Source organism: Streptomyces sp. NPDC041135 (genome assembly GCF_055592085.1).
On sequence record NZ_JBVIYZ010000006.1, the window covers coordinates 461,776 to 476,942 of the forward strand.

Consider the following 15,167-nt stretch of genomic DNA (forward strand, 5'->3'; position numbering starts at 1 on the left):
CGCACACTCGGATCAGGTCAGCTCAGGCCCTCGATGGTGGTGCGGACCTTGGCGATGATCTCGGCGGGGACGGGGGCGTAGTCGATCCCCGACAGGACGCCCTGGCCGTCCTCGCTGGCGATGTAGCGCAGGAACGCCTTGGTGGCGGGCAGGGTGTCCGCCTTGTTGCCCTTGTCACAGACGATCTCGTAGGTGACCAGGGTGATCGGGTAGGCGCCGTCGGCCTTGGTCTTGTAGTCCAGCTGGAGCGACAGGTCCTTGCCGGTGCCGACGACCTTGGCGGCCGCGATGTCGGCCGTGGCGCTGTCGGTGCTGGGCGCGACCGGCTTGGCGGCACCGGTGTCGATGGAGACGGCCTTGACGCCGTCGGAGACGTAGGACAGCTCGAAGTAACCGATGGCGCCCGCGGTCTGCTTCACCTGCTGGGCCACGCCCGCGGACTGCGGGGCGGACTGGCCGCCCTTGGCCTGCCAGGCCTTGCCGCCGGAGTACTTCCAGTCGCTCGGGGCGGTGGCGATCAGGTACTTGGTGAAGTTGTCCGTGGTGCCGGACTCGTCCGAGCGGTGGAACGCCTGGATCTTGAGGTCGGGAAGCTTCGCGCCGGGGTTCAGCTTCTTGATCGCCGCGTCGTTCCAGTTGGTGATCTTGCTGTCGAAGATCTTCGCCAGGGTCGACGCGTCCAGGACGATGTTGTCGACACCCGGGACGTTGTAGCCGACGGCGATCGGACCGCCGACCATCGGCAGGTCGATGCCCTGGCCGCCGGAGCAGACCTTCTTGGAGGCGGCGACCTCTTCCGGCTTCAGCGCGGAGTCGGAGCCCGCGAAGGCGACCTGACCCTGCGTGAACGCGGTGACGCCGGCGCCGGAGCCGCCGCCCTTGTAGTTGATCTGCACGCCACAGGCCTGCGAGAAGGACTTCACCCAGGCGTCGATCGCGTTCTTCTGCGCCGAGGAGCCGTCCGCCAGGAGCTGCCCCTTGGCGTCGTCGCACTTGATGGAGCTGGCCTTCGCCGTGGACGAGGAGCCACCCGAGGCCTTGTCGCCCGTGTCGTCGGAGCCGCACGCCGTCAGGGCCAGGGCGCCGGAGACGGCGAGAGCACCGAGGGAAAGGGCGCGCAGCCGGTTCTTGCGCTGAAGCTTCACGTTCGGGAGTTCCTTCCAGGAGCCGCCACCGTCGGCGGCGTGCGACATCGTGATGCGTGAGCGCATTCATGGCCGCACTCCGCACCGGGTAAGGCCGAAATTAGGCAGAACAGGTGAAGTGGCCGATGGCCATAAGTGAACGAGGGGTGAACCCCTGCCGTCGGCCCGGTGAGGTCACGGAATGCTCACGGGGAGAGCACACGGAGATACCGACGGGAGGGCCGGGCAGACGCGTCCGTGACGTTCGCCCGCCCTTTCCTGGAACCCCTGCGCGCATGGCGTCGTCTCGTTCGACAGGAGCCGACGAAAGGCACGGACATGGAACGGCGCACCTTCATCTCGGGCGGCGCGGCCGCGCTGGCGGCCGGCGCGCTCACCGCGTGCGGCCCGGGCGGCGGCGGAAAGGCCACCGGTTCCCCCGCCACCACGGCGGGCACGACCCGGACCACGCTCGCGTCCGCGTCCGCGTCCTCGGGCACGCGGCTCACGGCCGCCACGGCGGCCCCGAACTGGGCCGCGCTCGCCCGCGACCTCGACGGCACCCTGCTCCGCCCCGGCGACACCGCCTGGAAGACCGCCCACCAGCTCTACAACACCCGCTTCGACGGCCTGAAGCCCGCCGCCGTCGCCTACGTCGCCCACCCCGACGACATCCGCACCTCCCTGGCCTACGCCCGCGCCCACGGCGTACGGGTGGCGATACGCAACGGCGGCCACTCCTACGCCGGCTGGTCCTCCGGAAACGGCCGGCTGATCGTGGACGTCTCCCGCCTCAAGAGCGTCCGGGCGAGCGGCGGCCGGGCCGTCGTCGGCGCCGGCGCCAAACTGATCGACGTCTACCGCGGCCTCGCCGCCAAGGGCGTGACCATACCGGCCGGCTCCTGCCCCACGGTCGGCGTCTCCGGCCTGGTCCTCGGCGGCGGCCACGGCGTCGCCTCCCGGGCCTACGGCCTGACCTGCGACAGCCTGACCCGGGCCACCCTGATCACCGCCGACGGCACACAGCTCACCGCCGACGCCACCAGCCACCCGGACCTGTTCTGGGCGCTGCGCGGAGCCGGCAACGGCAACTTCGGCGTCGTCACCGAGCTGGAGTTCGCCACCCACCCCGCCCCGCAGGCCGTCACCGCCTACCTGACCTGGTCGTGGTCCAAGGCCGCCGCGGTGTTCAAGGCCTGGCAGGAGTGGGGCCCCACCCAGCCCGACGAGATCTGGTCCTCCCTGCACCTGGCGAACACGCCCGGCGGCACCCCGACCGTCTCCGTGGCCTGCTTCTCCCTGGGCACCTACGGCGAACTGCAGAACGCGGTCGACCGCCTGGCGCACAAGGCCGGCGCGAACGCCAGGACGGTCTCGCTCAAGCGCCGGGGCTACGAGGAGGCGATGGAGATCTACGCCGGCTGCTCCTCCTTCTCCACCGACGCCCAGTGCCACCTGCCCGGCTCCACGCCCGGCCGCTCCCCGCAGGGCCGCCTGGGCCGCGAGACCTACGCGGCACGCTCCGACTTCTTCGACACGTCCCTCAGCGCGGCCGGCGTCCAGACCCTGCTGAAGCAGCTCGGCTCGGTCCGCGGCGGCGCGGGCAGCATCGCGTTCACCGCCCTCGGCGGCGCCGTCAACCGCGTCTCCCCCACGGCCACCGCCTTCGTGCACCGCCGCTCCCGGATGCTGGCCCAGTACATCGCCTCCTGGGGCGCGGGCGCCTCCGGCGGCACCGCCCAGTCGTGGCTGACCTCGGCCCACGCCGCCATGAAGCCGTACGCCTCCGGCGCGGCCTACCAGAACTACACCGACCCGACCCTGACCGGCTGGCGCAAGGCGTACTACGGGGACGCGGCGACGCGTCTGGGCAAGGTGAAGAAGCAGTACGACCCGGACCGGTTCTTCTCCTACCCGCAGGCGGTGTAGGGACCGGCGGGAGCGGTCGGCCGGGACGGGCTGGAGGCGCGGGAGCGGTCCGGGCGGGGCGGGTCAGGCCGCCAGGTCGCGTTCCTCCGACTCCAGCGGCTGCCGGGTGCCCGGCACGAGCGAGTCGCCCCGGCCCCGCTCGGACGACCGGGCACGCACCAGCCACCCGGCCCGGTCGGAGCGCTCCACGGCCTTCATCAGCGGGGTGAGCAGCGCCATGGCCGGCGGGGACAGCAGCAGCGCCACCGCCGTGCCGAGCGCGAAGCCGCCGACCACGTCGGTCGGGTAGTGCACCCCCATGTACACCCGGCAGAACCCCTCCAGCAGCGCCAGCCCGATGCCCGCGATGCCGAAGCGCCGGTTGGCGACGAACAGCCCGACACCGAGCGCCATGGTGATCGTCGCGTGGTCGCTCACGAAGGAGAAGTCGTTCTTGCCGGAGACGAGGACGTCGAGCCCCTGGTGGTCGACGAACGGCCGGGGCCGCTCGACGAACCCCCGGATCGGCACGTTCACCAGCACCGCGATGCCCGCCGCGAGGGGCGCCCACACCAGGGCGGCGACCGAGGACGCGGCGTCCTCGGCGGCGCCCCGCCGCACGGACCACCAGCACCCCAGCACCAGCAGCACCATCGCGACCAGCAGCCCGTACTCCCCGACGAACTCCATCGCCCGGTCGAACCCGTGCGGTGCGTCCTTGGCGAGGCCGTTGATGTCGTAGAGCAGGTCGACGTCGGGGTTCGATCCGGTCTCGGCGAGTACAGCCATGGTGCTGCGGCCCCTTCGTCGTCTTCCCGGACGCACCTCGTGTGCGCCGCTCCTGTCCACCCCCGTGGTCTGTAGATCCGCTTCCGCTGCACTGGCGCACTGACGGTCCGCTCGGCTACGTCAACAGGAACGCACGGCCCCGCCCTCTACGTTCCACACTCCACCGAATGATCACGCAGACGTTACCGAAGAGAGACTCATCGCCGCAGCTCAGGGGGTGGGTTCACGGAGCGTTCAGACCTTCGTGGGTAGCGCTTTCGCGCCATCTTCGGTGACCCGGGTGGCCCCGAAGTAGTCCGGGGTGTCGACCGGGTCGAACCGGATCACCGCACCCGTGCGCGGCGCGTCGATCATGTATCCGCCGCCCACGTAGATGCCCACGTGCCGGATGGCGCGGGAGTCGGTGAGGTTGTCCGAGAAGAACACCAGATCGCCCGGCAGCAGTTCGCCCCGCGCGGGGTGCGGACCGGCGTTGTACTGATCGTTCGCCACTCGCGGCAGCGTGATCCCCACGCTCTCGTACGCCGCCTTGGTCAGCCCCGAGCAGTCGAACCGTCCGCCCTGGTCAGGGGTGCCGTTGCCGCCCCACAGATACGGCGTCCCGAGCTTCTTCTGGGCGAAGGCGATGGCCCCGGCGGCCTGCCGGGTGGGGTCGACCCGGGTGACCGGCGCGGCGAAGCTCTGCTCCAGGCTGCGGATCGTGCGGACGTAGTTCTGCGTCTCGCTGATGGCCGGAACCCCACCGGTCCTTATGACCCGGTACGCGCCCGCGTTGTAGGCGGCGAGCATGTTGTCGGAGGTGTCGCCGGGCACGTCCTTGACGTACTTGGCGAGTTCGCAGTCGTACGACGCGGCCGATGGAATCGCGTCATTCGGGTCCCAGATGTCACGCTTGCCGTCACCGTTGCCGTCGATCCCGTGGGTCGCCCAGGTGCTCGGGATGAACTGGGCGATGCCGCGCGCGTCGGCCGGGCTGACGGCGGTCGGGTTCCAGCCGCTCTCCTGGTACAGCTGGGCGGCGAGCAGGGCGGGGCTGAGCGCGGGACAGAGGTTGCCCCACCGCTGCACCAGCGCGGAGTAGGCGGCCGGCACCGCGCCCTTGGCCAGCCCCCGGCTGCCCGAGCCGACGCCGTTGACCAGGTTCCCGGCGACGATGTACACCCCGACCACCAGCAGCATCACGAAGCTCAGCCCGAGCCCGACGGCCGCCCCACCGACCACCCATACTTTCCGCACGGCACAACCCTCCCCCATGTCGGCCCGCTTCAAGGCTGTTTCTGCCCGAAGTGGCGCCATTTCACAGGCAACGGCGTACGGATGACGCCTCATCACCGGGGTGGAGGGCGAGGCGGGCTACTTCTTGGGCTGTCCGGGGGTCGCCGCCTCCGCGTACAGCGCGGCCGCCGCGGCTCCCAGCACCACGCTGTAGGAGACGTCCGCGCTCGACCCGCCCCGCTCGTGCCCGCCGAGCACGCCGAGCACGCGGCCGCGGCCGTCGACCCACGGGCTGCCGCTGGTGCCGCCGGTGAAGTCGGGGCAGTCCACGCGCTGTTGCGTGGCGCTGTACGGCACCGGGCGCTGGACGCAGCCCACGGGCACCTCGCGGGCGTCGGGATACCCGGTGACGGTCACGGCGGCGGCGCCGGTGGCCGCCCCGGTCACGAAGGAGTTCGCGCCCACCACGTCCTCGATCCGCGCGCCGGCCGGGACACCCCGGTAGGCGTCCACGACGGCGAAGGCGAGGTCGCTGTCCTCGCTGTCGTCGCTGTCGCCGTCCCGCCCGCCGGACCAGCCCCCGGACACGAACGTCCGGCGCACCCGCCACACCCCGTACGGCGCCCGGCCGTCCCGGTAGCCCGGCACGAACAGCAGGCCGGCGCCGTCGCCGCCGAGGCAGTGCGCGGCGGTGACGAGGAGGTCGCGGCGCGGGCTGTGCACGACCGAGGCGGTGCAGAAGTGCCCTCCGGCGAGACGCCCGGCCCGGTCGGCGCCGAACAGCGCCCCCACCCGCGCACTGCGCGCGTCCGCCACGGCCACCGAGGTCACACCGAGAGCACCCGGCCCGTCGTCCGCGACCGCCTCACCGTCCGTGGCGAGCGCCAGCAGCACCACGGCACCGGACAGCAGCACGGGGATGCGCTTCACCTGCCCTCGCCTCCTCACCCGGGGCGGTGCGCCCCTTTCACCCCTCCCGAGTGGCCCGAGTGGCCGGATGCCGCATCCACCGTACGGTGCGGGTCACGGCAGCGCCTCCCAGAGCTTCACGGAAAGTGACCGAGGGGGGCCGCCGGCCACCGGGGATACCGTGAGAACATCGTGACGACCACTCACCCGACCGGCCGTCACCCATCGCGCCAGGTCGTGAAGGGGGTCAACGACGGAACCGCACGACAGGTTCCGCTCAGGCCTCATTGCCCGGCGTGACCTGCCGTGATACACAGAGTGACCGTACGGGTCGTGCGTACGAAACCCGCCAATCAATGACGTCAAGTCGACATACGACGGCGCTGTTGTCGGCGAGAATAGGCCTGACCTCTGCACACCGCAGGGGACCGCGGAACTACCCACCAGGGGCGGTGACTTACATGCTCTTTGCGGCCGACAAGGGAGACATCAACACCATCATCGGCGGGATCGCTCCGGACTGGGGGCCCTTCGGCAGCCTGGGCAACGAGGCGAAGGTGATGATCGAGGTGGTGATGGCGGTGGCCATCCTGCTCTGCCTCGGCATCGCGGTCTGGGGTGCGGCCAAACAGCGCATCGGCGCGACGGCCCTGCGGGACACGTTCAGCGCGGAACAGGGCAAGGGCCTCATCATCGCCGGTCTGACCGGGGTGTTCATCATCGGCTCCCTCGGCACGCTGTTCACCATCGTGTACGGCATGGCCGTGTAGCGACCCGCCTCCTCCTCCACCCACCCGTCGTGCCCACCGGCTGAGGTTGCGTTCTCCTGATGTCGAGTCACCACACCGCGCCCACGCGGGACCCAGCACGGCTACCGTCGTATGCCTACGACGCAGAGGGGGCGTACGCGGCATGAGCCTCGGAGACGAGCAGGGTCACAGCCAGGACGGCCGCACCCGCACCCGCCTGCCCGAGGGCGACCCCTACGGCGGCGCCCCCCGCCGGGGCCCCCGCTCCTCCTCCCGCGGCCTCGTCACGATCGTCGGCGTGGTCGTCCTCCTCATCGCCGCGATCGCCTTCGCGAACCGGGGGGGCGACGCGGGCGACGCCGCCGACCCGGGCACCGCCGACAAACCGGCGACATCCGCGACGGCCCCGAGCGGGGAGAAGCCGGTGCAGAGCAACTCCGGAGGAATCCCGTCCGGGTTCGCACACAGCGAGCAGGGTGCGCAGAGCGCAGCGGCGAACTACGCGGTGGCGCTGGGGTCGGCCGACATGTTCAACAAGACCAGACGCGATGCCATCCTGCAGACCATCATCACGCCTTCCCGGGTCTCGGGGTTCGAGGCATCGCTCGACCAGGCGTACACCCCCGCCTTCAGCAACAGCGTGGGCCTCAACGCCGACGGATCCGCCCCGCAGGGAACCACGTTCGTCTCCCGCACCAGCCCGATCGGAACGAAGGTCATCGAGGCGAGCACCGACGCCGCGACGGTCGAAGTGTGGTGCAACGGACTCCTCGGCCTGGCGGGTGAGAAGTCGACCAACCCGGTCACCAGCACCTGGTTCACCATCACGATGAAGCTGGAGTGGACCGCCGGTGACTGGAAGATCATCACGCACTCCCAGAAGGAAGGCCCGGCGCCCGTTCCCGGCGACGACAAGGCTTCCAGCGCTGATGAGATGTCAAAGGCAGTCGACGAGTACGGAGGATTCACCTATGCCCGGTAATCGTCGCGTACTCGAGCTGGCCGCTGTCTTCACAACCGTGCAGACAGCGGCGGTCCTGATGGCCACCCGCGCCTTCGCCGACCCCTCGCCGTCACCCACCAAAAGCAACGACCCCTGTGACTTGATCCACGGGCCGGCCAAGGACTACTGCGAAAAGGGCCACAACTCCACCGGAGGTGCCGGGTCCCGGACCGGTCTCGGTGACAGCCCCCTCTCCGACACCCTCGACCCCCTTTCCTCCCTGGCAAGGGGCTGCGCCGACGCCGCGTCCTGGACCGTCGGCAAGCTCAGTGACGCGGTGAAGGAGACGGCGACCGTCGACTTCACCAACCCCAAGTTCCTCCAGCAGTACGCCGTGGTGTTCGCCGCCTCCACGATCCTCACCCTCCTGCTGTGGCTGCTGGCCGTGGCCAAGCGGGCCGTCCGCGGCGTACCCCTCACCACCGCGCTGTCCGAAGCCATCGGCTTCCTCTGGCTGACGGTGCTGGCCTCCGCCTTCACCCCGCTGATCCTCTACACGGTGGTGTCGGCGACGGACGGCGTCACCGACGTCCTCGCCAAGACGACCGGCGACCAGACGGACACGTTCTTCGGCACGTTCTCCGGCGCCCTGAGCAAGGGCGACAACATCGGCGGCGGCCCGATCATGCTGATCGTGGTGTCCCTCGTCTCGATCCTCGCCGCCGGCGTCCTGTGGCTGGAACTCGTCATCCGCGCCGCCCTGCTCTACGTCGGCGCCCTCCTCGGCACCGTCGTCTACGCCGGCCTGGTCGACAAGAACCTGTGGAGCCACGTCCGCCGCTGGGCCGGCATCATGATCGCCGTCATCCTGGTGAAGCCGGTGATAGTCATCGTCCTCGGCCTCGCGGGCGCGCTGTCCAGCGACGACGGCCCCGACGCCTTCTCCGCCGTCGTCTCCGGCCTCGCCATCATCCTGCTCGCCATCTTCGCCAGCGCGATGATCTACCGCTTCGTGCCCGGCTTCGGCGACGAGATCGCCAGTGGCCGCAACAACCGCATCATGCAGGGCGCCGAGGGCAAGGCCGCCGCGGTCATCAGCTCCCCGGCCACCCTCGTCGCCCAGGGCATCAAGACGCACAGCTCCCGCGCCGACAACAACGGCGGCGGCGGCCAGGGCGGCGGCCAGTCCTCCGCCGCCCGCCCCGCCAACCCGATGTCCGGCGGCGTCGCCGCGCACAGCAGCCGTAACGGAGGTGGCGGCGGCGCTGTCCCCTCCGCCGCGCCCGCGCCGCGCGCCCCGAGCCCGGTCAACACCCCGCACGCCGCGAACACCCGCAACAGCACCAGCAATCGCCCAGGAGGTGAAGGGCGTTGACGACCGAGTCCCACCTGTCCCATCCGGTCACGCCCCGCCGTACGTATCTGATCGGCCGCGCCCGGCCGAACGCGATCATCGGCCGCAACCGCGAGTCCGGCGAGATCGCGCTGATCGTCGTGGGCGCGTTCCTCGGCATGATGTGCGGGCTCCTCGTCCCCGTCCTGTCCCTGCGCATCCTGGCGCTGACCGGCTTCCCGCTGCTGGCGCTGATGGCCGTGTACGTGCCGTACAAGCGCCGCACGTTCTACAAGTGGTTCGAGATCAACCGCAGCTACAAGCGCACCCTGCGCCGGGGCACCGTCTACCGCTCCGGCGTGATGGAGGCCGGCACCCGGCTCGACGGGCGCGAGGTGGAGATCGGCCCGCCCCCCGGCATCGGCCGGATCAACTGGCTCGCCGCCCCCTTCGGGCCCGACGAGATCGCCGTACTGCTGCACGCCGACCGCAAGACCGTCACCGCCGCCATCGAGATCGAGGGACCCGGCGTCGGCCTGCGCGACTCCGAGGACCAGGAGGCGCTCGTCGACCGCTTCGGCACCCTGCTCAAGCACGTGGCCAACGGCGACGGCTTCGTCACCCGGCTCCAGATGCTCGCCCGCACCCTGCCCGCCGACCCCGACGCCCACGCCAAGGACGTCACCGTGCGCGGCGACGAACGCTCACCGGACTGGCTGCGGCGCTCCTACGAGCAGCTCCAGTCCATGGTGTCCACCAGCAGCGAGCAGCACCGCGCCTACCTCGTCGCCTGCATGCACTTCACCCGGGAACTGGCCGCCGAGGCCCAGGCCATGGCGCGGGCGGCCCGGCCGCAGGCGGGCCGCAGGCTGGACCGCGACGCCGGGCTCGCCGTCGTCATGGCCCGCGAGCTGACCGACATCTGCTCCCGCCTCCAGGAGGCCGACATCCGGGTGCGCCAGCCGCTCGGCCAGGGCCGGCTCGCCTCGCTCATCCACTCCATGTACGACCCCGACCACCCCATCGACCACATCCAGGCGATGACCCGGCGCAACGCCTGGCCGGCCGAGCTGGACGCCATGGACCCCACCCACCTCAAGGCGAAGACCCGGGAGTCCTCCACCCGCGCGCCCTGGTGCCACGCCACCGCGTGGGTGAAGGAGTGGCCGATGACCCCTGTCGGCGTCAACTTCCTCGCCCCGCTCCTGGTCCACACCCCGGACGTCATCCGGACGGTGGCGGTGACCATGGACCTGGAGCCCACCGAGGTGGCCATCGAACGCATGCTGACCGAGAAGACCAACGACGAGGCGGAGGCGTCCCGCGCCGCCAAGATGAACCGCACCGTCGACCCCCGCGACATCGCCGCCCACAACCGCCTCGACCAGCGCGGCGAGGACCTCGCGAGCGGCGCCGCGGGAGTGAACCTGGTCGGCTACATCACCGTCTCCTCGCGCTCCCCGGAGGCGCTGGCCCGCGACAAGCGCACGATAAGGGCGTCCGCCGGGAAGTCCTATCTGAAGCTGGAGTGGTGCGACCGCGAGCACCACCGCGCGTTCGTGAACACGCTCCCGTTCGCCACCGGAATCCGAAGGTAGGGGTTGATGCCCTGATGCGGGACCCGCTCTCCGCCATCACCGAGGCCTTCACGTCCTTCCTGTTCGGCAAGGTCGAGACCACCCGGCTGCCCGTGCGCACCTCCACCGGCCAGGCCCAGGCGGTCTATCTGCCCACGGCCGCCCCCGGCCTCGGCGACTCCGGCGTCATCATCGGGCGCGAGGTGTACTCCGGGAAGGGCTACATCTACGACCCCTTCCAGCTGTACGGCCAGCAGCTGCCCGCCCCGCACTGGCTGGTCCTGGGCGAGTCCGGCAACGGCAAGTCGGCGCTGGAGAAGACCTATGTCCTGCGCCAGCTGCGCTTCCGCGACCGCCAGGTCGTCGTCCTGGACGCCCAGGGCGAGGACGGGGTGGGCGAGTGGAACCTCATCGCCGAGGAACTGGGGATAACCCCCATCCGGCTCGACCCGATGGCCGCCCTCGACATGGGCATCCGCCTCAACCCGCTCGACCCCGCGATCACCACCACCGGCCAGCTCGCGCTGCTGCGGACGATCATCGAGGTCGCCATGGGGCACGGTCTGGACGAACGGTCCGGCTTCGCCCTGAAGGTCGCCCACTCCTACGTCAACGAGACCATCGTCGAACGCCAGCCGGTGCTCACCGACATCGTCGAGCAGCTACGGCACCCCGAGCCGGAGTCCGCCGAGGCGATGAACGTCGCCATAGACGACGTACGGGCCTGGGGCCTGGACGTGGCCCTGGTGCTGGACCGGCTGGTCGACGGTGACCTGCGGGGCATGTTCGACGGCCCCACGACCGTCGGCATCGACCTGGACGCACCGCTGATCGTCTTCGACCTGTCCCACATCGACCGCAACTCCATCGCCATGCCCATCCTGATGGCGATCGTCGGCGTGTGGCTGGAGCACACCTGGATCCGCCCCGACCGCAAGAAGCGCATCTTCCTGGTCGAGGAGGCCTGGCACATCATCGCCAGCCCGTTCGTGGCCCAGCTGTTCCAGCGCCTGCTGAAGTTCGGCCGCCGGCTGGGCCTGTCGTTCGTGGCGGTCGTCCACCACCTGTCCGACGTCGTGGACGGCGCCGCCGCGAAGGAGGCGGCGGCCATCCTGAAGATGGCGTCGACCCGGACGGTGTACGCCCAGAAGGCCGACGAGGCCCGGGCGACGGGCCGTGTGCTGGGCCTGCCGCGCTGGGCCGTCGAGATCATCCCGACCCTGACGCCGGGCATCGCGGTGTGGGACGTCAACGGCAACGTCCAGGTCGTCAAGCACCTGGTCACGGAGACCGAACGCCCCCTGGTCTTCACCGACCGCGCGATGACCGAGTCCTCCAGCGACCTGGCGGCCCATGACGCGCTGCGCGCCGCCGAGCTGGAGGCCGAGGAGCGGGCCGCGGCCTTCATGGAACAGCACCTCGGCGACTCCGAATCGACGGTGGCGTAGGGGCCGGGGCGGAGGGAGAGAGCGTGCGGACGGACGATCACCGCGGCGACCGGCGGGACGGCCAGGGCGGCATCCCGGACGGCCTGCTGATCGGGATACTCGCCTTCCTCCTCGGCATCACCCTGCTGGTGTGGACGGCCACGGGCCTGGCCGCCTGGTTCGCGCACGGCGCCTGGCCCCCCGGCGTCACCTTCACCCGCACCCCGCCGGCCATGCGCCACCTCATCGGCGCGCCGCACGACCTCCCCGGCGCCTGGCCGGACACCGCACCGGCCCGGCTTCCCGGCTGGGGGCTGTTCTGGGGCCTGTTCATCGGCCAGCTGATGATCCTGTTCGTCCTGGCCATGTTCGTGATGGGCGCGGTGGCACGCTGGCGCGCGGGCACAGCACAGCGCGCCGGCGCCAAGGGCACGATGCAGGGCCCCGCCCGGGCGGCCGACACCCCGAGGGCCGCGGGCGGCTCCGGCGACACCCTCGCGGTGCCCACGCGGACGGCCCCACCGCTGCCGCACCCGGCCCCGGAACCCGGCGCTCACCACGAGGTCCCCGCACCGCGCACCGAGCGGGTACTGCCTCACCGGTCCCAGCCGGCCGAGGCTCTCAGCGCTCCCCGGCCCGCGAGCGCCGTGGCCCAGCCACCCGAAGCCCCCACTCCCGCGCCCACCGCGGCCACAGCGGCCGCCCCGGCCGCCGGGGGCCCTCCCGCGGGCGCCCTCACGGAGACGGCCCCGCAGGCGCCCCTGGCCGCCTTCGCGGGCGCCCACGGCCCGGCGCCGGCAAGCGCCTGGGGGCGGATTCTGGTCGCCCCCAGGGAGGAGCGCCGGTCGATGGCGGTCCAGGCCGTCCAGGACGCGGCGGGGCCGATCGTCGTGGTCACCTCCGACCCGGCCGTCTGGGCGGAGACCAAGGACGCCAGGGCCAAGCTGGGCCCCACCCTCCTCTACGACCCCACCCACCGCTGCGACACCCCGGCCCGCCTGCACTGGTCCCCCACCGCCGGCTGCGCGGACCGGGAGACGGCACTGCGGCGGGCCACCGCCCTCCTCGGCCCCGTCCGGCCCACCGCCCGGATCGACCAGGCGGTCACCGACACGGCGACCACGCTCCTGCGCAGCTACCTGCACGCCGCCGCGCTGGAGAACCGCACCGTGCGGCACGTCCACCGCTGGGCCCAGGGCACCCAGATCCAGGACGCCGTCCGCACCCTGCGCACCCACCCGAGGGCCGCCCCCGGGGCCGCCGGCGAGCTGGAGGCCGCGCTCACCGCGCACCCCGAGCGTCGCGACATGGCCCAGGAGTTGACCGGCCGCGCACTGTCCGCACTCTTCACGGTCAACATCCGCGAGGCCTGCACACCCAACCGAACTGATGCCCTCTCACTGGATTCCTTCGCCGACGAAGGGGGCAGCCTCTATCTGGTCGGTGAATCCATCGAGGACCCCAGGACCAACCCGGGCGCGATGCCCCTCCTGACGGCCCTCGTCTCCAGCGTGGTCGAGCACGGCCGGCACATGGCCGAACGGTCATCCTCCGGTCGGCTCGACCCACCACTCACCCTGATCCTGGACGACGTCGCGGCCGTGGCCCCGCTCCCCCAGCTGCCGGACCTGCTCGCCACCGGCGCCGGTCGCGGCCTGCTCACCCTGGCCCTGCTGCGCTCCCGCGAACAGGCCCGCACCCGCTGGCCGCACGACGACCTGCCGTTCTAGCGCCGCCCCGTGACCGGTGGCGACTCGGGGCCGTTCGAGCCCGGTCAGGGACGTTCGATCACGAACTCCAGCTCCCGCTGCGTCTCGTCCGTCGGGAAGGCCACGGTGACCCCGCTCGGCCCGAAGCCGAGCTTGCGGTACGCCGCCTGGGCACGCCCGTTGTCGGCGTGCACCAGCAGCCGTACACGCTCGCTGCCGCGCGCCCAGGCCCACTCCAGGCCCGCGTCGAACAGCCTCTTCAGCAGACCGGCACCCCGGTTGCCGGGCCGCACGAACACGCCGACGACGTGCCCCTGCCGCCGTTCCACCGGAAAGCCGGCCCAGTCGGCCGTCCCGGCCTCCTCGATCAGCACGGTCACCGTCCCGGCCCAGGTCCCGTCGGGCGCCTCGGCGACGAACTGCTGGGCCCCGGTGGCCCCCTCGCCGGACCCGACGGCCCGGTCCTGCCAGAAGGAGTCCGGCTTCGCGGCCGCGTCCTCGTACGACTCCAGGAACGCCAGCTTCGCCACCGGGTCACGCAGCGCGTCGAGCCGCAGCTCCCGCACGGCACGCCAGTCGTCGGGGCGTATGGCACGGACGACGTAGTCGTCGCTGGTCAGGCCACTCATGTCGGTCACGCTGGTCATGAGGGCCACGGTAACCCCGGCCCGTCCCGCCTCTCACCCGATATACGCACGCCCGTGTCAGTGGTGCCTTCTAGCCTGGCGCCATGACAACTCTGACCGACCGCCCGAACACCGCACTGCTCGTCATCGACGTCCAGAACGGCGTCGTCGCCGGCGCCCCCAGGCGGGACGACGTGATCGCGAACATCAACACTCTCGTCGGCCGCGCCCGCGAACAGGACGTGCCGGTGATCTGGGTGCAGCACTCCGACGCCGAACTGGTGCGCGGCAGCGAGGAGTGGGAGTACGTGCCGGAGCTGAAGCGCCTCGACACCGAGCCCCTGGTCCACAAGACCTACCAGGACTCGTTCGAGGAGACCGACCTGGAGGCCCTGCTGGCCCGGCACCAGGTGGGCCGGCTCGTGGTCACCGGCGCCCAGACGGACGCCTGTATCCGCTCCACCCTGCACGGCGCCCTCGTCCGCGGCTACGACGCGACCCTGGTCGCCGACGCCCACACCACCGAGGACCTCACCGCGTACGGCGCTCCCGCCCCGGAGCAGGTGATAGCCCACACCAACCTGTACTGGACGTCGCAGAAGGCCCCCGGCCGGAAGGGCGGCACGGTGACCACGGCGGAGGCGACCTTCACGGCCGGCGGCTAGCCGACTGGAGCGGGGCCGCTCGCGGCCCCGCTCGATCCCGTTCCGGGTACGCGAAAGAGCCCCAATTCCGGATTCTCACCCGGAATTGGGGCTCTTTCTCAAAGATTGTTCGGCGGTGTCCTACTCTCCCACAGGGTCCCCCCTGCAGTACCATCGGCGCTGTGAGGCTTAGCTTCCGGGTTCGGAATGTAAC

The 15,167-nt window shown here is 71.4% G+C and carries 13 protein-coding genes and 1 rRNA gene; 8 read left to right on the forward strand and 6 right to left on the reverse strand.

Annotated features, from left to right (window positions below):
- Nucleotides 1–17 precede the first annotated feature (17 nt).
- Nucleotides 18–1,145 carry a phosphate ABC transporter substrate-binding protein PstS gene (pstS, locus tag ACZ6CZ_RS17945; protein ID WP_469021672.1) on the reverse strand — a complete coding sequence of 376 codons (1,128 nt, stop codon included), beginning with the start codon at nt 1,143–1,145 and terminating at the stop codon, nt 18–20.
- A gap of 318 nt (nt 1,146–1,463) precedes the next feature.
- Here pstS and ACZ6CZ_RS17950 point away from each other — a divergent pair, with 318 nt between their 5' ends.
- On the forward strand, nt 1,464–3,053 hold the full coding sequence (locus tag ACZ6CZ_RS17950; protein WP_469021571.1) for an FAD-binding oxidoreductase: 1,590 nt from the start codon (nt 1,464–1,466) through the stop codon (nt 3,051–3,053).
- 63 nt (nt 3,054–3,116) lie between these two features.
- On the opposite strand, the gene ACZ6CZ_RS17955 is transcribed toward ACZ6CZ_RS17950, so the two are convergent.
- The 3 genes from ACZ6CZ_RS17955 to ACZ6CZ_RS17965 all read right to left on the reverse strand — a co-directional run bounded on the left by ACZ6CZ_RS17955 (nt 3,117) and on the right by ACZ6CZ_RS17965 (nt 5,966).
- A complete protein-coding gene (locus ACZ6CZ_RS17955) occupies nt 3,117–3,821 on the reverse strand; it encodes a phosphatase PAP2 family protein (RefSeq protein WP_469021573.1) in 705 nt (234 codons plus the stop codon).
- A 234-nt stretch (nt 3,822–4,055) separates the two neighbouring features.
- Entirely contained in the window at nt 4,056–5,075 is a 1,020-nt protein-coding gene (locus ACZ6CZ_RS17960) for a C40 family peptidase (RefSeq protein WP_469021675.1), read from the reverse strand.
- A gap of 99 nt (nt 5,076–5,174) precedes the next feature.
- Nucleotides 5,175–5,966 carry a trypsin-like serine peptidase gene (locus ACZ6CZ_RS17965; RefSeq protein WP_469021578.1) on the reverse strand — a complete coding sequence of 264 codons (792 nt, stop codon included), beginning with the start codon at nt 5,964–5,966 and terminating at the stop codon, nt 5,175–5,177.
- A 440-nt stretch (nt 5,967–6,406) separates the two neighbouring features.
- On the opposite strand from ACZ6CZ_RS17965, the gene ACZ6CZ_RS17970 reads away from it, so the two are divergent.
- The 6 genes from ACZ6CZ_RS17970 to ACZ6CZ_RS17995 all read left to right on the forward strand — a co-directional run bounded on the left by ACZ6CZ_RS17970 (nt 6,407) and on the right by ACZ6CZ_RS17995 (nt 13,704).
- Nucleotides 6,407–6,715, forward strand: a complete 309-nt coding sequence (locus ACZ6CZ_RS17970; protein ID WP_014673544.1) for a hypothetical protein — start codon at nt 6,407–6,409, stop codon at nt 6,713–6,715.
- A gap of 142 nt (nt 6,716–6,857) precedes the next feature.
- Complete coding sequence (locus ACZ6CZ_RS17975) at nt 6,858–7,676, forward strand: DUF8175 domain-containg protein (protein ID WP_469021580.1); 819 nt, start codon at nt 6,858–6,860, stop codon at nt 7,674–7,676.
- Nucleotides 7,666–9,012 carry a hypothetical protein gene (locus ACZ6CZ_RS17980; protein ID WP_469021583.1) on the forward strand — a complete coding sequence of 449 codons (1,347 nt, stop codon included), beginning with the start codon at nt 7,666–7,668 and terminating at the stop codon, nt 9,010–9,012. The genes ACZ6CZ_RS17975 and ACZ6CZ_RS17980 overlap by 11 nt, the downstream gene beginning before the upstream one ends.
- Complete coding sequence (locus ACZ6CZ_RS17985; protein ID WP_469021585.1) at nt 9,009–10,568, forward strand: SCO6880 family protein; 1,560 nt, start codon at nt 9,009–9,011, stop codon at nt 10,566–10,568. The genes ACZ6CZ_RS17980 and ACZ6CZ_RS17985 overlap by 4 nt, the downstream gene beginning before the upstream one ends.
- Nucleotides 10,569–10,582: 14 nt before the next feature.
- Nucleotides 10,583–11,995, forward strand: coding sequence for an ATP-binding protein (locus ACZ6CZ_RS17990; protein WP_469021588.1), 1,413 nt, complete (start codon nt 10,583–10,585; stop codon nt 11,993–11,995).
- Nucleotides 11,996–12,018: 23 nt separating this feature from the next.
- Nucleotides 12,019–13,704 (forward strand): type IV secretory system conjugative DNA transfer family protein, encoded by a 1,686-nt coding sequence (locus ACZ6CZ_RS17995; RefSeq protein ID WP_469021591.1) that lies wholly within the window; start codon nt 12,019–12,021, stop codon nt 13,702–13,704.
- Between the two features lie 44 nt (nt 13,705–13,748).
- Here ACZ6CZ_RS17995 and ACZ6CZ_RS18000 read toward each other — a convergent pair whose 3' ends face one another.
- Entirely contained in the window at nt 13,749–14,330 is a 582-nt protein-coding gene (locus ACZ6CZ_RS18000; protein ID WP_469021594.1) for a GNAT family N-acetyltransferase, read from the reverse strand.
- Nucleotides 14,331–14,413: 83 nt separating this feature from the next.
- Between ACZ6CZ_RS18000 and ACZ6CZ_RS18005 the strand changes: the two genes are divergently transcribed.
- The gene (locus ACZ6CZ_RS18005; protein WP_469021600.1) at nt 14,414–14,974 is read left to right on the forward strand and encodes a cysteine hydrolase family protein; all 561 of its coding nucleotides are present in this window, start codon (nt 14,414–14,416) and stop codon (nt 14,972–14,974) included.
- A gap of 107 nt (nt 14,975–15,081) precedes the next feature.
- Here the strand turns inward: ACZ6CZ_RS18005 and rrf are convergent.
- Nucleotides 15,082–15,167: ribosomal RNA gene (gene rrf, locus ACZ6CZ_RS18010) — 5S ribosomal RNA — on the reverse strand; the annotation flags it as partial.